We start from the raw sequence: 22,784 nt of genomic DNA on the forward strand, positions 1-22,784 counted from the left end.
TCAAGGGCGATAAGCGCGTCTTCACCGAGGCGCAATTGCGGCAGTTGCAGTGCGGCGCGTCCGAGGACATGGACTTCTGGCGACCGGATAACAGGCGTGAATCCGGCGTGGACGAACGCGACAATCACGGCAGGCTGTACGTGTATTTCACGCCGCACGACCGCGTGATGGGCGCGGTACCGCTGCAAAGCATCGGTTGGCAGGGCGTGGACGACAGACTGCTCGCCGAGCTGGGCGATACGGTCAAACAGCGCATGCTGGCACGTGGCACGCCAGTGGGCGACGCGCCGGGCGTAAAGAAGTTCGGTACGCTGCCGCCGATTCCCGAAGACAAGCTCGTACCAGGTGCGAAGCCGACAGATTTCTGGAATGGAAACCGCGATATTTTTTCGCCCCTCATGAAACTGTGGGCCGTACCCCATCCCGACAAGACCGTGACTATCAACGCGGAAGAGGTGCCGCAGCCCGTCACGGCGGAAGAAATGCGGCCGTTCGAAAACTCGCGTAAAGGAGTGGATGAAATGGGCAAGTGGGTTTCCGATCCCAATGACCCGAACGGAGGGCATTACGCTGACCCCGATTACCGTTATATGCGCTCGATTTATCAGCCGGAACGTACTGTGACGACAGAGGATATTTATAGCTCGACGCGCACGACCCGGCTTGAAACGCAGGAGGAAATGTTGCAGCGGCTCGATACCTATCACGCCGAGCCGACCAACCACAGCACGCTGCCGCAGCACGAAGCTTTCATGCGTCGCGTGGTGGCCTACGATCTGCCGGTCGGCTTTTGCGATTCGCATGAGAGGCCGGCGCTCTGGACCCGCCTGATGATGCAGGCCGACTGGACACAGGGCTATGACGATTACTTCGGGTCTGGCGCGCCTCAAAGCATCATCAAGCCGCCGCATATCGATTGGGATACGGTCGCCGACGAGCAAAGCAGGGCCGAAGCCGAACAGCTCAGGCAGCAACAATGGAAGGGGGCTTGATGAGATACGTTACAGCCACAATGGCGCTTGTCGCCCTCATGCAAGGGTGCACTGCACAGACGCCGGAGCACGCGAGCTTCGGACTCGGAGATTTCATGAGTTCGGCGCTCAAGGAATTGCCGTATGACTCGCCGCCCCAGGTCATCTACCGGATTGACGACCACCGGTTTGTAACGCTGGAACGTTACCGTGATTGCAACCACGGAGAAACCTACTACAACGACACCCGTGCCGGCATCCGGAAGCACGTGGGTCGAGGTCTGTTCGAAAACTTCCAGGGGCACGTCATTAATGCCGATCCGTCTGGAATGAACATTGTTTTGCCGCTCGCATATCCGGATGGACTGATTTGTGGTAATGGCGAAAAAGGCTGCATCGTGCCTTTATGGTATTCGACAGACGGCGGGAAAACCTTCCATTCCAAGGTGTACATGGATCACAGTTTCAACGCGTTTGAGGACTCGAAACGATACACGGTCGCCGCCACCCAAAATAAGCTCTTTGTAGTTCAGGTCGATTACGGAGACGAGAATGGCGATCCTTATGTGACAGAGTATCCGCTAGTTCCTGATATCGACCTAAGCAAGCCATATCCCCCAGGAATCCACGGCTCTACATTTATGGCCTCGAAGCGACCAGGCATTTTTTCAAAGCTCAAAACGCCATCCGGCCAGGACCGCATCATCTGCGATCCCTCGATCAAGCCGACCAATCCCGACGCGCCGCTGGCGCCGCAGTAAGGCGTCGGGCTTGATTACACAGCAACAGGAAACATCATCATGAACCCCCCCGTATGCCTCGGCGATCCAACCACGCACGGCGGCGTCGTCAAAACCGCGTCGTCAACGTTCAATCTCGATGGCAGAAAAGTCGCGCTGTGGCACGACAACATGGACTTCTGGCGGCCGGATAACAGGCGCAAATCGGGCGTGCACGAGCGCGACAATCACGGCAGGCTGTACGTGTATTTCACGCCGCACGACAGGGTCATGGGTGCCACGCCACTGCAAAGCATCGGCTGGCAGGGCTTGCCGGACAAACTGCTCTCGGAACTGGGCGATACGGTCAAACAGCGCATGCTGGCACGTGGCACGCCCGTGGGCGACGCGCCCGGTGTAAAGAAGTTCGGCACGCTGCCCCTGATCCAGAAGCCCGTGCCCGGTGTCAAGCCCGACGCTTTCTGGAACGGCAACCGGCGCACACCGCTCGGGGACTTGTGGGCAACACCCCACCCCGACAAGACCGTCACGGTCAACGCCGAGGAAGTGCCTCATCCTGTCACGGCGGAGGAGATGAAGACCTTCGAGGATTCTCGCGTGATTGCTCCTGAAATGGCCAAATGGGTGAAAGACCCCGTCAATCCGAACAAGGGGCAATACGCGGACCCGGATTACCGTTTCTTTCGCTCGATCTATCAACCGGAGTGGAAACTGGATGCCAACCCGTTGAGCCCCATTGGCGTGAGTCTGGACAAGCAGACGCAGGATGAAATGCTCCAGCAGCATGACCACTATCACGCCGAGCCGCCCAACCATAGCACCGTACCGGAGCGGCAGGACTTCATGCGCCGGGTGGTGGCCTACGACCTGCCGGTGGGCTTCTGCGACGCCTACGAAAGGCCGGCGTTCTGGACCCGCCTGATGCAACTGGCGGACTGGACCCTCGGATACGACACGTACTTTCAGACGGGCGTACCTAAAACGGTCGAGAAGCCGAAAGCGATTGACTGGGACACAGCCAGCGGCCTGAATGAAGCCGCGATAAAGAAGCTGAACGCCCAGGCGAAAGGACTATCGTCCACCAAGCGCGACGATATCGTTTATGGCGACTAGCCGAATGCGATGTGCAATTGCACTGGCAACCGTGATGGTCGTACTGCAAGGTTGCTCCGGAAAGCCCCAGGAGCCGTATGTTTTCACACTTGGGGATTTTCTCGATGCAAAGGAACTGCCTTACGATTCGCCGCCACAGGTCATTTACCGGATTGACGATCACCGCTTCGTGACGCTTGAACATTACCGGGACTGCAACTACGGACAAGCCTATTACAACGATACGCGTGCCGGCATTAAAACGGGCTTGGGCAGAGCGAGCGTCGAAGACTATCAGGGGCGGCTGATCAATGCCGATCCGACCGGCAGAAATCTGGCGTTCCCCTCAGGCGCTCCGCCTGGATTAGGCACGTCCGATCATGGTGTTGAGGTCGGATTGCTGTATTCAACTGACGGCGGAAAGACCTTTGCGGCGATGGGCTATATGAAGCATAGCTTTCATCCATTCGAAGACTCGAAAGACTATACGGTCGCAGTGACGAAGGACAGCCTGTTCATTTCCCAAAGCATCAGTAAAACAGCAGATGCCGTTGAAGTTGACCGTTATCCGCTTTTTCCTGGTTTCGTTTATGAGTCGAAGGAAAAACTTCCCGAAGGAAAACACATAGAGTTCGACACGAAGATGCCAGATGGACTGCGCACGCCATCCGGACAGGACCGCATCATTTGCGATCCGTCGATCAAGCCTACCAATCCCGACGCACCGCTGGCTCCGCAGTGAGGCATCGGGACCGATTACAAAGCAGTGACCAACATCATCATGAAAACCCCCGTATGCCTGGGCGATGCGACAACGCACGGCGGCGGCGTCAAGACCGCATACCGTTATATACGCTCGATTTATCAACCGGAGCGTACCGTGACGACGGAGGACATTTACAGCTCGACGCGCACGACCCGTCTTGAAACACAGGACGAAATGCTGGAAAGACTCGACGCCTATCTCGCCGAGCCGCCCAACCACAGCACGCTGCCGCAGCACGAAGCTTTCATGCGTCGCGTGGTGGCCTACGACCTGCCGGTCGGCTTTTGCGATTCGCATGAGAGGCCGGCGCTCTGGACCCGCCTGATGAAGCAGGCCGACTGGACGCTGGGCCATGACGATTACTTCGGGTCCGGCGTGTCTCAAAGCATCATCAAGCCGCCGCATATCGATTGGGATACGGTCGCCGAAGAGCAAAGCAGGGCCGAAACCGAACAGCTCAGGCAGCAACAATGGAAGGGGGCTTGATGAGATACGTCGCTGCCACAATCGCGCTGGTCGCTCTCGTGCAGGCGTGCACGGCGCAGCCTCCAGTGCGCCCGGTTTTCAGACTTGCAGATTTTTGGAGTTCGAAGCTCAAGGAGTTGCCGTATGACTCCCCGCCCCAGGTCATCTACCGGATCGATGACCACCGGTTTGTAACGCTGGAGCATTATCGGGATTGTTATCACGGGGACTCGTACTACAACGACACCCGTGATGGCATCCGGAAGTACCTAGGGCGAGGCCTGTTCGAAAACTTCCAGGGGCGCGTCATTAATGCCGATCCGTCCGCAACGAATATCGTTTTACCGCTCGCCTATCCACCGAGAGCCTTTTGCGGTAACGGCGAAAAAGGCTGCGTCGTGCCTTTCTGGTATTCGACAGACGGCGGGAAAACCTTCCATTCCAAGATGTACATGGATCACAGTTTCAACGCGTTTGAGGACTCGAAAGACTATACGGTAGCGGTAACAAAGGACAGTCTCTTCATTTCTCAAAGTATCAGCAAAACGACAGACGCCGTTGAAGTTGACCGTTATCCGCTCGTTCCTGGTTTTGTTTATGGAACGAAGGAAAAGCTTCCTGAAGGAAAGCGCATAGAGTTTGATACCAAAATGCCAGCCGGATTGCGCACGCCATCCGGCCAGGACCGAATCATCTGCAATCCCTCCATCAAGCCGACCAATCCCGACGCGCCGCTGGCTCCGCAGTAAGGCGTCGGGCCTGATTACACAGCAACAGGAAACATCATCATGAAACCCCCCGTATGCCTCGGCGATCCAACCACGCACGGCGGCGTCGTCAAAACCGCGTCGTCAACGTTCAACCTAGATGGCAGAAAAGTCGCCCTGTGGCACGACATCGTGTCGTGCCCGCAGCACGGCGATAACCCGATCATCGAATGCGCGGAGGGCTACAGCGAAGACGGCCGCAAATGGGCCGTCCATCTGTGCCGCACGCGCTGCGGCAGCCAGGTCATCGCCCGCAGCACGGGAATGAACATCGCATGAGCCGGACGTGGGTTATTCCGGACGTGGCCGAGCGCGATTACGACCGGCTGCCGTCGATCTGGCGGTGCGTGGTCGCCTTCATCGTCATCCAGACCGCAGGCATTCTCATCACCGTACTGACGTGGGAACAGGGCAAGCCGGTCATGTCCGGCCTCTTCTTCGTACGCGCCCTGCTGATGCCTCTGCTGGTGTGGGGCGCGGTGTGCGGGATCATCTATTCCGGTTACGAAGATTCCATCGGTTGCGCGGACTGGTGGAATTTCCTGTGCCGCAGCGCGCACGTGGACTGGCGCTACTGGACACAGGCGCATGTCGCCATCGTGCGCAGTATTGCGCTGACGCCCGAGCCTGAACTGGCCGAACGCCTGCTCGGCCTCGAAGGCAGTCCGCCGGCCAATCCAGGCGCGGTGCTGTCGTTACCGGCAGTGGACGGCGCAGCCGGAGTGTCGCGTCTCTCGCTGATCGTTGAACAACTGCTCACGCCGCTTGCGAGCAGCGTTTCGCGGCTTGCACAGAGCCGGACGGTCGAAGTCATCCTGCAATCGGCGGCGAAGGACGACCTCACCGAACTGCGCACCGTATGGCAGAAGCTGAACCTGTCTGACCTGGTGCAGTTTGGATGGCTGCCCTGCGATGCGGAGCACACCCGTATCGAGACATGGTTCGAAGAAGGCTGGAGCGCCGATTTCAGGCTACTGGTCGCCTGCCAGCTCCACGAGGAAGACGCGGAACCGTCGTGGTCGGAAGCCGCGGTGGCGATGCTGCTGACCCGACCCAGCGTCATCGACAGCTTCAAGGGAAAACTGCGGCCACAGGCGCGCCTGTTCCGGCCCATTCCGACGCCCGCCGATTCGGTGGAGGAATCGCTCGGGACACTGCTGGCTGCTGGACAGACGCCACGCGCGCGAATCAGGCAGGGCTGGTTGAGCGGCCTGTCGCCGCAGGGCCGTCATGCGGTGGCCGGGGCGGTGCGCGAATCGGGCCTCGATCTGCAGGTGCATGACGTGGATTGCGCGACGGGTCGACCCGGACCGGTGAGCCCGCTGCTGCTCCAGGCACTCGCCGCACAGATGGTGGCTCATGGGCAGGGCACCCAGCTGGTCGCCGCGCCGGCTGGCCAGAGGCTGACGCTGAATCTCGTCGGCGTGAATCCTTCGCCGGTGCCGGAGGTCGAGCCGCCCTACATGCGCGTGCTGAGCCTGTCGGTCACGGCGGGCGTGAGCTGCGTGCTCGTCCTGATGATGTTCCTGCTTGAGGCGGCGGGGGCATCGCCGGCATGGTTCTGGACGTGCATGTCGGGCTTCGTTCTGACGTTTCTGATCCAGGCCGGTGGTTCGATTCTGCGGCGTCGCCTGCTGGAGGACGACTTCCGCCGTGCGCTGTGGCGCTCTGGAGCGCGCGGGTGAGTGAGCGTGACCTGTGGCGGGAAATCGAGCACCGTAGTCGCACCAGGAACACAGCGCCTGCTCCGATCTCGGCCGCTTCGTCCGGGCCGCTTTCCTGCTGTTCCCGCCCCCCGCCGTGCTCAAGCCCTGAAGATCTGCGCCGTTAACGAGGTTACCGGAGCAGTTATCTGACAACTTTAGGACTTGCCGCAGCATGCGCAACATAACGGTTCGAACCAGCCTCCTCGTCGTACTCGTCATCTTCGGTTTGATGATTGTCGTGGGCGGCGTGATGGGCGTCGTCGCGTTGAAGGTGGCGAACGGCAACGCCCAGCGCCTGCACGAGCTCGCCAGCCAGACGATTCTCGCTAACGACGGCTACAAGGACAGCACTCGCACACGGGCCGCGATGGTGCGGGCCTATTCCGCGCTCAAGGAGCAGAACGACACCGCGACGCGCGATTCGGCGCTGCAAAGCGCAAAGAAGACCTTCGACCTTTCCGCGGCGGAAACCCAGGCGCTGCGCCAGGCGCCTGCCATCGAAGGCGTGCCGGACGACCTGAAGCAGCAGCTCGTGGATTCGTCCACGCAGCTCGCCGCGGTGCTCGCGCGCGCTTCGGACGCGCTGCGCAACGGCGACACGGCGGCCTACGCCGACATCAATGGCCGTGACATCACGCCCGCGGGTGCGGCCTATTCGGCGAGCGTCGAGAAGTTTCAGCGCCTTGCGAACCAGCTTTCGCAGGACACGCTCGCGCAAGGCAACGTGACCTACGCGTGGATTGTCGGCATGGTCTTCGTGGGCGTGGGGCTCGCGCTCGCGCTGATCGTCGTGACGCACTTCGCGTTGCGGCGCACGGTGTGCGCGCCGCTGGCCGAGGCGGCTGGGTTGCTGGATCGCATGGCGTCCAACGACCTGACTGTGCACGTGCCCGAGGCCGGCCGCAACGAGATCGGCCAGCTGTTCGCCGCGATGCTGCGCATGCAGTCGGGCCTCTCGCACACGGTGGCCGGCGTGCGCGACAGCTGCGAGGAAATTCACCGCGCGGCGCGCGAGATCGCGGCAGGCAACCTCGACCTGTCGAGCCGCACCGAGCAGCAATCGGCGTCGCTCGAAGAGACGGCAGCCAGCATGGAACAGCTGACTTCCACGGTGAAGCAGAACGCGGGCAATGCGTCGCAGGCAAGCGCGCTGGCCACGGGCGCCGCGGACCTCGCGCAGCGCGGCGGCGACGTGGTGGGCCGCGCGGTGCGCACCATGAGCGACATCAGCGGCAGCTCGCAGAAAATTGCCGAGATCACCGGCATGATCGACAGCATCGCGTTTCAGACCAACATTCTCGCGTTGAACGCCGCCGTGGAATCTGCGCGCGCGGGCGAGCAGGGACGCGGCTTCGCGGTGGTGGCAGGCGAAGTGCGCGCGCTCGCGCAGCGCAGCGCGAAAGCGGCGCAGGAAATCAAGACGCTGATCGCCCAGTCCATGGACGACGTGCGCAACGGCAACGACCTCGTCACGCAGGCGGGCCAGACGATGAACGAGATCGTGGATGCCGTGCGCAACGTGGCCACCATCATGGGCGAGATCACGACCGCGACGACCGAGCAGACCACGGGCATCGAACAGGTGGGCCTCGCCGTGGGCCAGATGGACCAGGTGACCCAGCAGAACGCGGCGCTCGTGGAAGAGGCTGCTGCGGCGGCCAGTTCGCTGGAGCAGCAGGCGCAGTCAATGAAGGAGGCGGTTTCGGCGTTCCGGTTGGCCAGATAAGGTGAACGTGCGGGCCGCTTTGCCGCGGCCCGTCGCTCACGCTGCCAGTCTGTTCGACGGCGCGGCTGCGTCGTCCGCGTTGAAACCCGTCAGGCAGTTCAGGTCGAGTGCGCGGATCTGCTCGGTCATGAAGTCGATGAACACGCGAATGCGTGCCGGTAGGTGTTGCCGGCTCAGATAGCAGATGTAGTGGCCGCGGTCGTCGGGCGTGTGCCCGGGCAGCGCCGCCACGAGCTCGTGGGACGCAAGGTGCTCGCGTATCTGGTAGCCGGCCATCTGAGCCATGCCCCAACCGTTGAGCACCGCCTGTAGCACCAGGTCGGCATCGTTGAAAGTGAGGCGCGCCGTCGGCATGTACTTGCGCACGCCGCCGTCCACCTTGAACTCCCATTCGAATACCCGGCCGTTGGAAAAACGGAAGTTGATGCATTCGTGCCGACTCAGGTCTTCCAGCTTCTGCGGCAGGCCGTGCCTGGCCACGTAGGATGGCGCGGCGCACAGTGCCATCTGCATCGGAATCAGCTGCTTCGCAATGATGCTGGAGTCTTCGATGCGCCCGTTGCGGAAGGCGACGTCGATGCGGTCCGACACGAAGTCCGTCGGCCGGTCGTCGAGCAGCAGATCGATGACGATGTCGGGATAGCGTTTCGTGAACGTGTCGAGCAGCGGTGCGACGACCTTCCGGCCGAAGCCCACCGTCGAGCTGATACGTACGAGCCCGCGCGGCGGCCCTTGACGCAGTTCGAGCATGTCGTTCATGGCTTCCACGATGTGCGTGACGCCCTGATGGCAGTTGTCGAAGAAGCGTTGGCCTTCGCGCGTGAGCTGGGTTGTGCGCGTCGTGCGCAGAAAGAGCCGCGTGCTCAGCTGAGCTTCCAGCTTCTGCACGTTGCGGCTCACTGCCGACCTGCCGATTCCCAGACGTTCGGCGGCGCGCGTGAAGCTGCCCTCGTTCGCCACCGCCATGAACGCGAGGATGCCCGCGTAGCTCGCGCCGAAGCTGGCGGAAAGCGCCTCGCTGCGAGCGGGCAAGTCGAGACGAAAGTCGCGTTTCGATGTGTCCGATTCACTCATTTCCGCTGCTCCCAGACAGGTCGACAGGTCGTTCATCCCGATCGTGTTCGGGGCCATGCGAGGCGAGGGCGTCAGCCTTTTCGCGCCTGCGCGAGCCACGCTTCGAGGCTGATGCCGCCAAGGCGCGCGTTGCCGAGCGGCACGAGCGACTTCTCTTCGACGTGGCCGCCGTAGTAACGCGCATCGCGATCGGTTACCACTGGCCGTGCGTCGCCCACCGACTTCAGATAGCGCGCGACGATCTGCGCAAACGGCGCGCGGTCCGGCCCGGCGATTTCGACCGTGCCGTTGAGCGGCGCCTCCAGCACAATCTGCGCGACGATAGCGGCGACATCTTCGGCGGCAATGGGTTGAAAGAGGCCGTCGCCGATGCGCACCGTGCCGTCAACCGTGCCGAAGTCCGCAATGCCGCCGATGAACTCCATGAACTGCGTCGCACGCACGGTGGTGTACGGCACGCCCGACGCTTCGATGGCCTCTTCCTGGGCGACCTTGGCCACGAAATAGCCGTTCTCCGGCATGCGGTCGCAGCCCACGATGGAAAGCGCGACGTGATGGCGAACGCCCGCGGCGACCTCTGCCTTGCCGAGATTGCGAGCCGACGTGCGGAAGAAATCGAGTACGGCCTGCGGCTCCCATGACGGCGCGTTGGCCACGTCGACCACGACGTCGGCGTCGGTCAGCACGTCGGTCAAGCCTTCGCCGGTGATGGTATTGACGCCCGTGCGCGGCGACGCGGCGATCGCCTCATGGCCCTTCTCGTTCAGCAACGTGACGACGCGCGAGCCGATCAGGCCCGAACCACCAATGACGACGATCTTCATGTGAGTTCTCCAGTTGGGAAGCAATGGAAGGCGCAATGGCGAGGCCCGTTACACCGTCGCATCGCGTGAGACTTATTGTGGAAGAATCATGTCCTGGCTATAAGGGCCAAGAATTGTCGATTGGCCTGGTCCATGTCGTTTTTGCCTCCTGTCACCTGCGAACCGGTCATGAGTGCGTCATCTGCCCCTTCCGCTTCAGCTTCGCTCACCATCGAGATCGATCGGCGCCATCAGTTGCCGATCTACCTGCAGATATGCGAGCGCTTCAGAGCCGCGATTGCCGCGGGGCATTTGCGGCCCGGCGACCGTGTGCCCGCGTTGCGGGGCCTTGCCACGCAACTCAACACAGCACGCGGCACGGTCGAACAGGCCTACACGATTCTCGTGGACGAGGGGTATCTGCAAATGCGCGGCGCGGCGGGCACGTTCGTCTCGCCGTCTTTGCCGGCGTCGCTGATGCGTCCGCCGCGTGGGCGAACCGGGCCGAGTGCGCAGTGGGCCGCGGACAACGGCACGGCGGGTGAGCCTGGTGAGCCGGACGAGCCGCAGGAAGCGCAAGCGCAGCCGCGCCAGCCGCCCATCGCGGTAGCCATGAGCGGGCAGCCGCGGCCGCTGCAGCCGGGGCTGCCCGCGCTCGACGCGTTTCCGCGCAAGGTCTGGCACCGGCTCGTTTCGCAACGCGCGCGTAGTGGCGAACGCGCGCTGCTGGCCTACCCGGACCCGGCCGGTTACCGGCCGCTGCGCGAACACATCACCACGTACCTCGCGCTGTCGCGCGGCGTGACATGCCGGCCGGAACAGGTCTTCGTGACAGGCGGCTACCGCTCGACACTCGAACTCGTGTTGCGCAGTCTGGCGCGCCCGAACGACCGCGTATGGTTCGAAGATCCCGGCTATCTGCTGGCACGCAGCTTTCTCTCCGAAACCGGCGTGCAACTCGTGCCGGTGCCCGTGGACGCCGACGGCATCGACGTCGAGCGCGGCACGCAACTGGATGCGCAGGCGCGCTTCGCACTCGTCACGCCGTCGCATCAGAGCCCGCTCGGCCACACGCTCTCGCTGCCGCGGCGCATCGCGCTGCTCGATTGGGCCGCGAGGGCGTCGAGCTGGATCGTGGAAGACGACTACGACAGCGAGTTTCGTTACGTGGGCCGTCCGCTGCCGGCGCTGAAGAGCCTCGACCGGCGCGATCACGTGATCTATTGCAGCACCTTCAGCAAAGTGATGTTTCCCGGGCTGCGCCTTGCCTACGCGGTGGTGCCGGAGCGCGCGATCGAGCGCGTCACGCGCGTGGCGTGCAGCATGAACGCCGGTTCGCCGACGCTGCTGCAGGCCGCTGCTGCGGATTTCATCGCGCAAGGGCACTTCGCGCGACATCTCAAGCGCATGCGCGCGCTGTACCTGGAGCGCCGCATGCTGATCGTGCATGCGCTGCAGCAGGCATTCGGTGAACGGCTCGCCGTGGATTTGCCGCCCGGCGGAGTCCAGTTCGCGGTGCAGTTCGCACCCGGTGCGGGCGGCCCTATCGACGACGTCGCCGTTGCCGCGCGCGCCAGCCAGGCGGGCATCGCCGTGGTGCCGCTTTCCATCTGGTATGCGAGCGGCCGTACGGAGCGAACGCCACGCGGTCTCGTCATGGGATTCGCGAACATTGCCGATGCGAGCGAGGCGCGCCGCCTCGCGCAGACATTGCGCGCATGCCTGGACGGCTGAAGTGCGTTGCGAGGGGGCGCTTTGTCGAGGCGCTCCTGGCTCCTCGCGAGGTCCGCTCGTCTTGTCCCCTGGTTGATGATTGGTGCCGAAGCGGCAACAGAGTGCGCGCCTTGCGGGCTCTACTCACCCGCGTGCCCAGAGCCTACGATGCCTGCCATGCATGCCCTGCGCGGCATCTCCCCCGGCGCAGGCTCAACCAGCGAGCACACGCCGCTCACGAGAGGACTTCATGACCCAACGTCTCAACTACTTCCCGCCCCCGGCAGAACTATCCGGAAAGCTCGTGGAGCTGGACGCGCTGAACGTGGCGTTGTGCGTCACGCCCGGTTCGTTCGACACGATGTTCGGGCTCGACAAGACTCGTCAGGAGTGACCCCCATGAAAGCGATCGTCTTCGCTGCGGCGGCCCTGATGTCGTCATGGGTTGCGGCTGTACAGCCGGCCCTTGCCGCGCCGCAGGCCAAAGTCACGCCGCTTACCACGCAACCGTTGCCCGAGTATCCCGGCAAGGAAGCCCAGATGATCGTGGTGGACTATCCGCCGGGCAGTGTGGATCCGGTTCATCGTCATCATGCGCACGCGTTCGTCTACGTGCTGGAGGGCAGCATCGTGATGGGCGTCAACAACGGCAAGACGGTGACGCTCCATGCCGGCGACACCTTCTACGAAGGTCCCGACGACGTTCACACGGTGGGACGCAATGCCAGCAAAACGAAGCCCGCAAAGTTCGTCGTATTCCTGATAAAAAATCAGGGCGCGCCGATTCTCACGCCCGAGCAGTAGTCACGCGGTGCGTCAGGCCCGGCCTGACCTGGCCGGGCCGTAATTTCGCGATCCCACGGCGCCACCCCGCCAAACGCCTCGGCGAGGAAATCGATCATCGCGCGTATCTTCGCGCTGAGATGCCGTCGGCTCGGGTACAGCGCGAGTACGTCGATATCGGGCAAGCGGTACTCCGGCAAGATCTGAACGAGCTTGCCGGCGCGCAGGTCGTTACCCACCAGAAACGTGGGTTGCCAGATCACGCCTTGTCCCGCGAGCGCCGCCGCGCGTGCGGTATCGCCGTTGTTGCTGCGCATGTTGTAGTTGACCTTCACGGCGTGCGCGCGGCCTTTGCTGTCGATGAGCTGCCACTCGTCGCCCGTGGATGCGTACAGGTAGCCGATGCATTGATGCCCGGCGAGGTCGGCTGGCGTTACCGGGTGTCCGCACCGCTTCAGGTAATCGGGCGACGCGCAGACGATGTTTCTCGATGTCGCGAGCTTGCGCGCGGCGTGGTTCGTCGAGCCCGTGCGGGAGATGCGAATGGCGAGGTCGTAGCCTTCATCGACGATATCGACCACGCGGTCAATCAGCGCAACGTCGAGTTCGACGCGCGGATACCTGCGCATGAACTCGGGCCACAGCGGCGCCAGATGCAGAATGCCGAAGCTCACAGGCGCGTTGATGCGCAGCCGTCCGCGCGGTTCCACCGACGCCGACGAAACGAGCCCTTCGGTTTCCACCACGTCGTCGAGAATCGATTTGCAGCGCGCGTAAAGCGTTTCTCCGCCTTCGGTGAGCGAGAGTCTGCGCGAGGTGCGATTGATGAGACGGGTGCCGAGATGCGCTTCCAGTTCGTTCACGTAGCGCGTCACGTTGGCGGGCGAGGTTTCGAGCGCATCGGCTGCGCGCGTGAAGCTGCCGCGGCTGACCACGGTCACGAAGACTTCATAGGCGCGCAGTCGGTCCATATCCGTCTCCGATCATTCAAGGATGCTGAATGATATACCCACGTTTTATGCCTTCTTGCGCCGGTTGCCCACGCCTATAGTGCTGCTCACCGGCCGGGGCATGGGGCTCCTGCCAGCACACTGCAGCAGGAGATGAACATGCAACGCTTGACAGGAAAAGTCGCCATCGTGACCGGCGCCAGCGCGGGAATTGGCCGTGCCACGGCGAAACTGTTTGCCGCGGAAGGCGCAAAGGTGGTGGTGGCGGCGCGCCGCGAATCCGAACTCGAAACGCTCGTTGACGAGATTGCCCGCGAAGACGGCGAGGCCGCGTTTCTCGCGGGCGACGTGCAGTCCGAGGACTTCGCCAAAGCGCTGGTCGAACTCGCCGTGAGCCGCTTCGGTCGCCTCGACATCGCCTATAACAACGCCGGCACGCTGGGCGAAATGGGCCCGACCACGGGGGTGTCCGAGGCGGGCTGGTCCGCCACGCTCGCCACCAATCTGACGAGCGCCTTCCTCGGCGCGAAGCATCAGATTCCGCAGATGGTGAAGCAGGGCGGCGGGTCGGTCATCTTCACGTCCACCTTTGTGGGCTATTCGTTCGCGTTTCCGGGTACTGCGGCCTACGCGGCGAGCAAGTCCGGCTTGATCGGCCTCACGCAGGCCCTCGCTGCGGAGTACGGACCGCAAGGCGTGCGCGTCAATGCCGTACTGCCCGGCGCCGTGGATACGCCGATGTACCGCGGCATGAACGACACCGCCGAGTCGCAGGCCTTCGTGACGGGGCTGCATGCACTCAAGCGCGTGGCACGGCCGGAGGAGCTGGCGCGCTCGGTGCTTTATCTCGCGTCCGACGATTCGTCGTTCGTGACCGGCACCGCTTCGCTCGTGGATGGCGGCGTGTCGATTACGCGGACCTGATACGCGCTTCGCGATATCGATTGGGGGCTTCTGCGTGTGCTGATGTCTCTGCCTCTGCTTTGCCTTGCTGCGCAGCGCCCCGCCTCGCAGTGCCCTTTATCCCATCGCCACGATCACATGCGCCTGAATCTTGCCGGCCACCGGGCCGTTGCCGTAGCGGTCGGCAAGGGCCTGGGCGGCGCGCTGCGTAGCGAATTCGAGCAGGCCGGCGTCGCGTGCCTCGATTTCGTTGCGCAGCGGCGTGCCTTCGCAATAAGCGATGGCGACGTCGTGTGCCGAGGCCGCGCAACTTAGCTTCTCGTGCGTCTCGATCTGGATCGTGGTGAACCCGGCTCGACTCAAGTCGTCGCGAATCAGCGCGACGTCGTGATAGCCGTGCGGCGTGCGGGCGAGAAACCGCGGCGGGTCGTGCGGAAACACGGCGGCGAGTGCGCGCGTGACCTCGTCGGCGAAGGCGTTTTCTTCGATGCGGTCCCACACGTTGAAGACGAACCGACCGCGAGGCTTGAGTACGCGACGCGCCTCGGCGTAGCCCGCTGCGCGATCGGGAAAGAACATCGCGCCGAACTGGCAGCAGACCACGTCGAACGCGGCCTCTTCGAACGGCAGGTGAAGTGCGTCGGCCTGTTTCCATTCGATGCGGCTGTCGGCGCCCTGCCGCCCGGCGGCATAGTCGAGCATGGGCTGGTTGAGGTCGGTCACGACATAGCGTGTGGTTGCGTCCAGCCTGGGCGCAAGCGCGCGCGTGACCGCGCCGCTGCCCGCCGCCGTTTCGAGCACCGAGCGAGGCGAGGCCGCCGCGACAAGCGCGGCTAGGTCGGCGGCGTAACCCTCGAAGACGAGGGGCACCATCAGCGTGTCGTAGAACTTCGGGATGGAGCCTGAAAACACCTTGTCGCGCTCGGTCATGATGCCTCCTGTGAAGGCTTTCGATGATGCCGTCGAGCATGCGCTGTGGCGCGGGCATGGGCGGCCCATGCGCTATGGTGGGCGCCCGCATGGGGCGCGTCAATTTGGGTTTTGGAGCTGGGTTTTGGCGCGGTGCCGCAGCGGGCGCGGCGGCGCGAGCCGGACCTGCGCTCGCGAGTCGACATGTCCCTGCACGGCGTGCGGCCGTGCAGGGACGGCGGGAGAGGGCGTTAGCGGTCTGCGCTGTCGCCGGAGTCCTCGGCTTGCATGAGCGCGTTATCCGACGTGACGAACATGCCGTTGGCAGTGGCCGTCGCGAAGACGATGGCTCGCGTGCCCATCACGTAGTAGGCCGTGCCGCTCACGGGCGTGGCCGAACCGGTATTGAGCGCGAAGCTCGCTGAGGCGCTCGTCAGAATGAACGGCGCCGAGCTGGCCTGCGTCCAGGTGGCGGCTGTGAGCGTGGGCGTAGCGGTGGGCGTGTTCTTCGCCGCGAAGTCGAAGTCGAACTCGCCCTGAACCGATGTGGGCGCCGACATGGCCCATCCCGACCCGCTCGGCACGATGCATTCGCCCAGCATGCCGCCGCCTACGCCGGGCACGAAGCCGCTCAGACGAACCGGCTGGCCTGCCGCGCAGGTGACGCCCGCGCTGCTGCTCGTCGCCGTGGGGACGGCCACGCCGTTCCACACGGGCGCTGCGCCGCTCGCGGCCAGCACCGCCGAGAAGTTCGTCAACACGTTGGTCCCCGTGTTCACGCCGCCGCCTTGCATCGAAAACGCGCTGCCGCCCGTTACGAGCGCGCTCGACACGGTGCCCAGCTTGCCGGCCAGTTGCCAGGTCTGCGTGCCGTTCGTGATGGTCAGCTTGATAAGGCTGCCGCGAATGCTGCCCTTCACGTTGCCGTCGGTGGAGGTGATGGTGCCGTCGCTTGCAACCGTGAGCGCGGTGTCGGCGAAAACCGCTGCCGGCGTGACGTTCGTGGGTGCGCTCGTGATGCTGGCCGCTGTCAGCTTTGTGCCAAGTCCGGTTTCGGCCACGAGCGCCTGAAGCTGATACGCGCCGGCCGGCACCACGGAGGAGGCCGCTTCCACGGCGTCGCCCGTGGAGAGTTGCGGGCCGAACACGTCGTCGGAGCTGATGGCTTGCTGAAGCGTGGTGAGCGCTGTCGTGCAATTGCCGCCGAGCGCGGCGGCGGCCGAGGCGAGCGTCGTCGAATTGCCTGAGGTCAGGTTCGACGCCGCGGCGATGGCAGCGGCAAGGTTCGTTGTCGAGGTGATCGTGGTGGACGGGGTGCAGAGATTGTCCCCCACGGCCTTGATCGCCGATGCAATGACGAGAATGTCGCCACGATAGGTGCGCAGCGTCGTGCGGTAGCTGCTGTGCGTCAAGGCCGCGTACGAGCCGCCGTTCACCTGCGCGTAGACGGCGAGCGCGGACGTGGTGACGGGCGTGATGTCGAGGTCGGGCAACTCGTTCGCGCTGAGCTTGCCGGCTGCCACGATAGTGGCGCCGGAGCCCAGGTAGCTGGAGAGCACGAGCGAGGTTTGATTCGGATCGGTCGCGTTCGCGAAGATGGGCGTGGCGGTGGAGGGCACGTTCACGCTGCCCGTGAATGTGCCGTCGGCGCCTGCCGTCACGGTGCCGATGACGGTTGCGCCCGAGTCGCCTTGCGGCGCGCCGGACGTAAAGACGATGCGCGCGTTCGCAATCGGGCTGTCGATGGCCGCGCCGCTCAGCGCCGCCGCTGCAACGGGCGTGGGGTTCGACGCGGTCGTTCCGCTGCTGCTGCCGCCACCGCCACCGCCGCCGCAGGCGGCAAGCACGGCCATGGATGCCGCGACGGGCAGCCAGGTCAGGCGTCGAGCAACGTCGCCAGACGGCGATTGAAAACGCAAACGATTGCGTAAGCCTGCGCACTGCAGGGTCTTGATCATGGAGTCATCCTCCTTGTTATGGATACCCCGGGTAACGGCACCCTTTTTTAGAACTTCAATTAGTGGGACGAATAAAGATCGCGAGGCAGCTATCGCTACTGCGCGATACAAGGCCACGCGCATTTCCGGCAAGTTGCCGTTCATTTCGCACAAGGTTTTCTGCGCCGCTGCTGTCGATTCCCGTTCGCCCCATTCGTCGTCGTAAGAAACCGATGCGAACCTGACGAGTACCCAACGAACACCCGACCCGCACCCGACCCAAGGGAGGCCCCATGCCGCAGCAAAACGAGCAACCGGTTTCCGGCGCGACCGGTTCCAACCCCGACCCCCGGCGCTACCGCTGGACCATCGTGATGGCCGGCGCCGTCATGACCTGCGTCGCGATTGGCGCAATGTTCTCGCTCGCCATCTTTCTTGCGCCCATCACCGCCGACACGGGCTGGTCGCGCGCCGGCATTTCGAGCGGCATGACGCTCAACTTCCTCGTGATGGGCGTAAGCGGTTTCGGCTGGGGCGCGCTCAGCGACCGGCTCGGCGCGCGGCCCGTGGTGCTGGCGGGCGCGGGATTGCTGGGACTGGCGCTCACGCTCGCCAGCCGCGCCCAGTCGCTCATGCAGTTTCAACTGGCTTACGGCGTGCTGGTCGGCATGGCCGCGAGCGCGTTCTTCGCGCCGATGATGGCCGCCACCGCGGCCTGGTTCGACCGGCAGCGCAGCCTCGCGGTCTCGCTCGTATCCGCCGGCATGGGCGTGGCGCCGATGACCATTTCGCCGCTTGCCCGCTGGCTGGTGTCGGCCTACGACTGGCGCACGGCCATGTTGCTGATCGGCGTGCTCGCGTGGGTGACGTTGTTGCCGGCGGCGCTGCTGGTGCGCCGTCCGCCTGCCGTGCCCGCTGCGAGCGCCACGGCAGCCGTGCCGCTCGCCGAGGCCGAAGGCATGCGCGGCGTCGATGCACTACGCACACGCCAGTTCCTCGCACTGGGTCTGACCTACTTCGCCTGCTGTGCCGCGCATTCGGGTCCCATCTTCCACATGGTGAGCTACGCCATGCTCTGCGGCATCACACCGATGGCGGCGGTGAGCATCTACAGCGTGGAGGGGCTGGCAGGTCTTGGCGGCCGCCTGTTGCTCGGTGTGCTCGCGGACCGCTTCGGCGTGAAGCCTGTGCTCGTGGCCGGGCTGCTCGTGCAGGCCGTGGTGATCAGCGGTTATCTGTTCGCGCGCCGGCTGGAATCGTTCTATGCGCTCGCGCTGATTTTCGGTGCGGCTTACGGCGGTGTCATGCCGCTTTACGCGGTGCTTGCACGCGAGTACTTCGGAACGCGAATCATCGGGACGGTGCTGGGCGCGGCGACGCTGCTCTCGAGCATCGGCATGGCGCTGGGGCCGGTGGTGGGCGGCTGGATCTTCGACCTCTCCGGGCGCTACACGTGGCTTTATCTCGGCTCGTCGCTGGTGGGGCTGGGGGCTGTGGCTATTGCACTCGTGTTTCCGCCGCTGCCGGACCGCGAGCGGTCGGCGCAGTTTGCATAGCGCTGCGGCGTTGCACAACGACTTGCACGACCCGCGCAGCGGCCGGCCGCCACGCCATTTCCAATGGCCTGGATTTTCGCGCGCTATGCCGTCCTATCAAGGATTCCCGCAGCTTGAGCCGCTGCCATACCGCGTCGTAGAATCGCTGCACATTGCCTTGGGGGAGCCTCATACGCGCCATGATCCCGCTCATTTCCGTTACGAAGCTCAGCAAGAGTTTTCCCGGCGTGAGGGCGCTTCATGAAGTGCAGTTCGAACTCATGGCCGGCGAGGTGCACGCGCTGATGGGCGAGAACGGCGCGGGCAAATCGACGCTCATGAAGATTCTCGCGGGCGTTTATACGCGCGACAGCGGCGACATCCTCTACGACGGCCAGCCCGTCCACTTTCAAAGTCCGCGCGAAGCGCAGGCGCTCGGCATCGGCATCATTCATCAGGAACTCCAACTGATGAATCACCTCACCGTCGCGCAGAACATGTTCATTGGCCGCGAGCCGCGCAAGGGTTTCGGCCTGTTCCTCGACGAAGACCGGCTCAATGCGCAGGCACGCGAAATTCTCGCGCGCATGCACGTGAAGATCGATCCGCGCGCCATTGTCGACACGCTCACGGTCGCGAAGCAGCAGATGGTGGAGATTGCGAAGGCGCTGTCGTTCGATTCGCGCGTGCTCATCATGGACGAACCCACCTCGGCGCTCAACGACGCCGAGATTGCCGAACTCTTTCGCATCATTCACCAGTTGAAGAGCCGCGGCGTGGGCGTGATCTACATTTCCCACAAGATGGACGAACTGAAGCAGATTGCCGACCGCGTCACGGTAATGCGCGACGGCGAATATGTGGCGACCGTGAGCGCGCAGCAAACGAGCGTGGAAACGATCATCGGCATGATGGTGGGCCGCACGCTGACCGACGTGGAGCCGCCCGACAGCGCGGCCAGCAAGGGCCAGGTGGCGCTCGAGGTGAAACGGCTGAATGCCGGCCCGCTCGTGAAAGACGTGAGCTTCACGCTGCATAAGGGCGAGATACTGGGCTTCGCCGGTTTGATGGGCGCGGGCCGTACCGAAGTGGCGCGCGCGGTGTTCGGCGCCGACCCGATAGAGTCCGGCGAGATCGTGGTGAAAGGTGCGAAGGCCACCATCAGGCGGCCCAGCGACGCCGTGCGCCACGGCATCGGTTACCTCTCCGAAGACCGCAAGCGGTTCGGGCTCGCCACCGGCATGGACGTCGAATCGAACATCGTGATGTCGAACCTGCGCAAGTTCCTTGTGTTCGGCTTCTTCCTGCGCCGCGCGCAGATACGCAAGACCGCATCGCATTTCATCCGCCTGCTCGCCATTCGTACGCCTTCGGCCGCGCAGGAAGTGCGGCTGCTTTCGGGCGGCAACCAGCAGAAGGTGGTCATTGCGAAATGGCTGGAGCGCGACTGCGACGTGCTGTTCTTCGACGAACCGACGCGCGGCATCGACGTGGGCGCGAAGACCGAGATCTACAAACTGCTGCGTGCGCTGGCAGCGCAGGGCAAAGCGATCGTGATGATCTCGTCGGAGTTGCCCGAGATTCTGCGTATGAGCGACCGCATCGTCGTGATGTGCGAGGGCCGCATTACCGGCGAACTCTCCGCGAATGAAGCAACGCAGGAGCGCATCATGCAGCTCGCCACGCAGCGCGAAACGTTGAAAGCGGCGTAAGCAAAAAGAACTTCATGAGAGGTCCATGACATGACAGTGCCTACGGAAAGTTCAGCGCTGGGCGACGAGCGGCGGCCAGCGGGGCTGAAGGCGCTCAGGGCGCGTATCTTCGCGCCCGCGGCGCTGCAGAAGATGCTCGCGTTCGCAAGCCTGATCCTGCTGCTGCTGTTCTTCAGCTTCGCGTCGCCGGCCTTCATGCAGATGGACAACATCCTCGGCATTCTGCAGGCCACAGCGGTGAACGGCGTGCTCGCCATTGCCTCCACGTTCGTCATCATCACGGGCGGCATCGATCTTTCCGTGGGCACCTTGATGACCTTCACGGCCGTGATCTGCGGCGTGTTCCTCACGTACTGGCATCTGCCGATGTGGATCGGCGTGCTGGCCGCCATCGGCACGGGCGCACTGTGCGGCACCGTGTCGGGCACGCTCACGGCGAAGATGAAGATTCCGCCGTTCATCGCCACGCTGGGCATGATGCTGTTGTTGAAGGGGCTGTCGCTCGTCATCTCGTCGGACAAGCCCATCTATTTCAACGACACCGAAAACTTCTACATGATCTCGCAGGACTCGCTGATCGGTTATCTGCTGCCGAGCGTGCCCGTGCCGAACGCGGTGCTGATCCTTTTTTTTCTTGCCATCGTGAGTTCCATCACGCTCAATCGCACGGCGCTTGGCCGCTATACATTCGCACTGGGCAGCAACGAGGAAGCGGTGCGCCTCTCGGGCGTGAACGTGGACCGCTGGAAGATCGCGATCTACGGTCTGGGCGGCGCGATTTGCGGCATCGCCGGTTTGCTCATTGCCTCGCGTCTGAATTCGGCGCAGCCCGCGCTCGGGCAGGGCTACGAACTCGAAGCCATTGCGGCGGTGGTGATCGGCGGCACCTCGTTGAGCGGCGGCTCGGGAACGATTCTCGGCACCATCATCGGCGCGTTCATCATGAGCGTGCTGACCAATGGCCTGCGCATCATGTCCGTCGCGCAGGAATGGCAGATCGTGGTGACGGGCCTCATCATCATTCTCGCGGTCTACGCCGACATTCTGCGGCGCAGAAAGCGGTGACGCGCGCATCGTTCATCTGAACAAGGAAAAGACTCGAAGATTGGGAGCGGTTCAACGCGCCCACATACGGCTGGAGGTTGATAGTCCACCTTAGGAGGAGATGTCCATGTTGAGAACGAAAAGAAGAGTGATCGGCGTCGTGGCCGGGATCGGCGTGCTCGTTGCAGGAGCGGGCATGGCGCGTGCGGAGGAGCCCTATATTCCGCTCATCTCGAAGGGTTTCCAGCATCAGTTCTGGCAGGCCGTGAAAGCGGGCGCGGAAGAGTCGGCGAAGGCGCACAACGTGCGCATCACGTTCGAAGGCCCGGAAACCGAGGCCATGGTGGACAAGCAGATCGACATGCTCTCCGCCGCGCTTGCGAAGAAGCCCCAGGCCCTGGGGATTGCGGCGCTGGACAGCAAGGCCGCGATTCCGCTGCTCAAGCGCGCCCAGGCATCGAAGATTCCCGTGATCGCGTTCGATTCGGGCGTGGATAGCGACATCCCGCTCACCACCTGCGCAACGGACAACCTCGCGGCCGCAGGCCTCGCCGCCGACAAAATGGCCGCGATGATCGGCAATGCCGGTGAAGTGGGCGTGATCGTGCACGACCAGACGAGCCGCACAGGTATCGACCGGCGCGACGGCTTTCTCAACGAGATGAAGGCGAAGCACCCGAACGTGAAGATCGTTTCGGTGCAGTACGGCGGCGGCGACCACTTGAAGTCCGCGGAAATCGCCAAGGCCATGATCGAATCGCATCCGAATCTCAAGGGCATCTTCGGTGCCAACGAAGGGTCGGCGGAGGGCGCGGCCATTGGCGTGAAAGAGTCGGGCAAGAAGCTCGTGCTGATCGGCTACGACTCGGGCAAGGAGCAGAAGGACGACATCAACTCGGGGCTCATGGCGGGCGCCATTACGCAGAACCCGGTCGGGATCGGCAAATGCGTGGTGGACTCCGCCGTGAAGGCACTGAAGGGCGCGAAGCTGCCGAAGAAGGTGGACACCGGTTTCTACTGGTACGACAAGAGCAACATGAGCGACCCGAAGATCGCCGCGGTGCTCTACGACTGATCGCCTTCGCTGAACAGGCGGCACGAGAGGAAGGGCGGCTCGCCCTTCCTTTCCTTCAAATGGCACGCCATCCGCATCCGCCCCGTGCGGCGGCTTGCGACTGATCGACTACT

22 protein-coding genes are annotated in these 22,784 nt (G+C 63.5%); 17 read left to right on the forward strand and 5 right to left on the reverse strand.

The features are described from left to right. The 9 genes from PKKP23_RS26025 to PKKP23_RS26065 form a co-directional block, all read left to right on the forward strand. Positions 1-992 (forward strand): T6SS effector phospholipase Tle3 domain-containing protein (locus tag PKKP23_RS26025; protein WP_126879004.1); only part of this gene is annotated, 992 nt, incomplete at its 5' end. 95 nt (positions 993-1,087) lie between these two features. Next, positions 1,088-1,732: a T6SS immunity protein Tli3 family protein gene (locus PKKP23_RS26030; RefSeq protein WP_233411337.1), complete on the forward strand. Its 645-nt coding sequence runs from the start codon at positions 1,088-1,090 to the stop codon at positions 1,730-1,732. 39 nt (positions 1,733-1,771) lie between these two features. Next, entirely contained in the window at positions 1,772-2,824 is a 1,053-nt protein-coding gene (locus tag PKKP23_RS26035; RefSeq protein ID WP_240659142.1) for a T6SS effector phospholipase Tle3 domain-containing protein, read from the forward strand. 4 nt (positions 2,825-2,828) lie between these two features. Beyond that, positions 2,829-3,545 (forward strand): T6SS immunity protein Tli3 family protein, encoded by a 717-nt coding sequence (locus PKKP23_RS26040; RefSeq protein WP_126879084.1) that lies wholly within the window; start codon positions 2,829-2,831, stop codon positions 3,543-3,545. Positions 3,546-3,569: 24 nt separating this feature from the next. Beyond that, positions 3,570-4,055: an effector protein Tle3 domain-containing protein gene (locus PKKP23_RS26045; protein WP_240659144.1), complete on the forward strand. Its 486-nt coding sequence runs from the start codon at positions 3,570-3,572 to the stop codon at positions 4,053-4,055. Next, positions 4,055-4,783, forward strand: a complete 729-nt coding sequence (locus tag PKKP23_RS26050) for a T6SS immunity protein Tli3 family protein (protein WP_240659145.1) — start codon at positions 4,055-4,057, stop codon at positions 4,781-4,783. The genes PKKP23_RS26045 and PKKP23_RS26050 overlap by 1 nt, the downstream gene beginning before the upstream one ends. 39 nt (positions 4,784-4,822) lie before the next feature. After that, entirely contained in the window at positions 4,823-5,080 is a 258-nt protein-coding gene (locus PKKP23_RS26055) for a PAAR domain-containing protein (RefSeq protein ID WP_126879007.1), read from the forward strand. Continuing rightward, on the forward strand, positions 5,020-6,486 hold the full coding sequence (locus PKKP23_RS26060) for a hypothetical protein (protein WP_240659146.1): 1,467 nt from the start codon (positions 5,020-5,022) through the stop codon (positions 6,484-6,486). The genes PKKP23_RS26055 and PKKP23_RS26060 overlap by 61 nt, the downstream gene beginning before the upstream one ends. A 193-nt stretch (positions 6,487-6,679) precedes the next feature. Continuing rightward, entirely contained in the window at positions 6,680-8,233 is a 1,554-nt protein-coding gene (locus PKKP23_RS26065) for a methyl-accepting chemotaxis protein (RefSeq protein WP_126879008.1), read from the forward strand. A 36-nt stretch (positions 8,234-8,269) separates the two neighbouring features. On the opposite strand, the gene PKKP23_RS26070 is transcribed toward PKKP23_RS26065, so the two are convergent. Further along, a complete protein-coding gene (locus PKKP23_RS26070) occupies positions 8,270-9,307 on the reverse strand; it encodes a LysR family transcriptional regulator (protein ID WP_126879009.1) in 1,038 nt (345 codons plus the stop codon). Between the two features lie 71 nt (positions 9,308-9,378). Further along, entirely contained in the window at positions 9,379-10,131 is a 753-nt protein-coding gene (locus tag PKKP23_RS26075; protein ID WP_126879010.1) for an SDR family oxidoreductase, read from the reverse strand. Between the two features lie 168 nt (positions 10,132-10,299). On the opposite strand from PKKP23_RS26075, the gene pdxR reads away from it, so the two are divergent. The 3 genes from pdxR to PKKP23_RS26085 all read left to right on the forward strand — a co-directional run bounded on the left by pdxR (position 10,300) and on the right by PKKP23_RS26085 (position 12,627). Continuing rightward, entirely contained in the window at positions 10,300-11,844 is a 1,545-nt protein-coding gene (gene pdxR / locus PKKP23_RS26080; protein ID WP_126879011.1) for a MocR-like pyridoxine biosynthesis transcription factor PdxR, read from the forward strand. 229 nt (positions 11,845-12,073) lie between these two features. Beyond that, positions 12,074-12,217, forward strand: a complete 144-nt coding sequence (locus PKKP23_RS33815; RefSeq protein ID WP_161978144.1) for a hypothetical protein — start codon at positions 12,074-12,076, stop codon at positions 12,215-12,217. Between the two features lie 5 nt (positions 12,218-12,222). Then, complete coding sequence (locus tag PKKP23_RS26085; protein WP_126879012.1) at positions 12,223-12,627, forward strand: cupin domain-containing protein; 405 nt, start codon at positions 12,223-12,225, stop codon at positions 12,625-12,627. On the opposite strand, the gene PKKP23_RS26090 is transcribed toward PKKP23_RS26085, so the two are convergent. Beyond that, the gene (locus PKKP23_RS26090; RefSeq protein WP_240659147.1) at positions 12,594-13,577 is read right to left on the reverse strand and encodes a LysR family transcriptional regulator; all 984 of its coding nucleotides are present in this window, start codon (positions 13,575-13,577) and stop codon (positions 12,594-12,596) included. The genes PKKP23_RS26085 and PKKP23_RS26090 overlap by 34 nt on opposite strands. A gap of 138 nt (positions 13,578-13,715) precedes the next feature. On the opposite strand from PKKP23_RS26090, the gene PKKP23_RS26095 reads away from it, so the two are divergent. Then, a complete protein-coding gene (locus PKKP23_RS26095; RefSeq protein WP_026121441.1) occupies positions 13,716-14,480 on the forward strand; it encodes an SDR family oxidoreductase in 765 nt (254 codons plus the stop codon). Positions 14,481-14,576: 96 nt separating this feature from the next. On the opposite strand, the gene PKKP23_RS26100 is transcribed toward PKKP23_RS26095, so the two are convergent. Then, positions 14,577-15,389, reverse strand: coding sequence for a class I SAM-dependent methyltransferase (locus PKKP23_RS26100; RefSeq protein ID WP_126879013.1), 813 nt, complete (start codon positions 15,387-15,389; stop codon positions 14,577-14,579). 230 nt (positions 15,390-15,619) lie between these two features. Continuing rightward, on the reverse strand, positions 15,620-17,326 hold the full coding sequence (locus PKKP23_RS26105) for a hypothetical protein (RefSeq protein WP_126879014.1): 1,707 nt from the start codon (positions 17,324-17,326) through the stop codon (positions 15,620-15,622). Positions 17,327-17,598: 272 nt separating this feature from the next. On the opposite strand from PKKP23_RS26105, the gene PKKP23_RS26110 reads away from it, so the two are divergent. The 4 genes from PKKP23_RS26110 (at position 17,599) to PKKP23_RS26125 (ending at position 22,671) form a co-directional block, all read left to right on the forward strand. Beyond that, on the forward strand, positions 17,599-18,861 hold the full coding sequence (locus tag PKKP23_RS26110) for an MFS transporter (RefSeq protein ID WP_205703018.1): 1,263 nt from the start codon (positions 17,599-17,601) through the stop codon (positions 18,859-18,861). Between the two features lie 179 nt (positions 18,862-19,040). Continuing rightward, positions 19,041-20,552 (forward strand): sugar ABC transporter ATP-binding protein, encoded by a 1,512-nt coding sequence (locus PKKP23_RS26115; protein WP_126879015.1) that lies wholly within the window; start codon positions 19,041-19,043, stop codon positions 20,550-20,552. A 30-nt stretch (positions 20,553-20,582) separates the two neighbouring features. After that, complete coding sequence (locus tag PKKP23_RS26120; protein WP_017774831.1) at positions 20,583-21,617, forward strand: ABC transporter permease; 1,035 nt, start codon at positions 20,583-20,585, stop codon at positions 21,615-21,617. 106 nt (positions 21,618-21,723) lie between these two features. Further along, positions 21,724-22,671 carry an ABC transporter substrate-binding protein gene (locus PKKP23_RS26125; protein ID WP_126879016.1) on the forward strand — a complete coding sequence of 316 codons (948 nt, stop codon included), beginning with the start codon at positions 21,724-21,726 and terminating at the stop codon, positions 22,669-22,671. Positions 22,672-22,784: the final 113 nt, after the last annotated feature.

The sequence above is a fragment of the Paraburkholderia kururiensis JCM 10599 = LMG 19447 genome (genome assembly GCF_003986935.1).
Taxonomy (GTDB): Bacteria; Pseudomonadota; Gammaproteobacteria; order Burkholderiales; family Burkholderiaceae; genus Paraburkholderia; species Paraburkholderia kururiensis.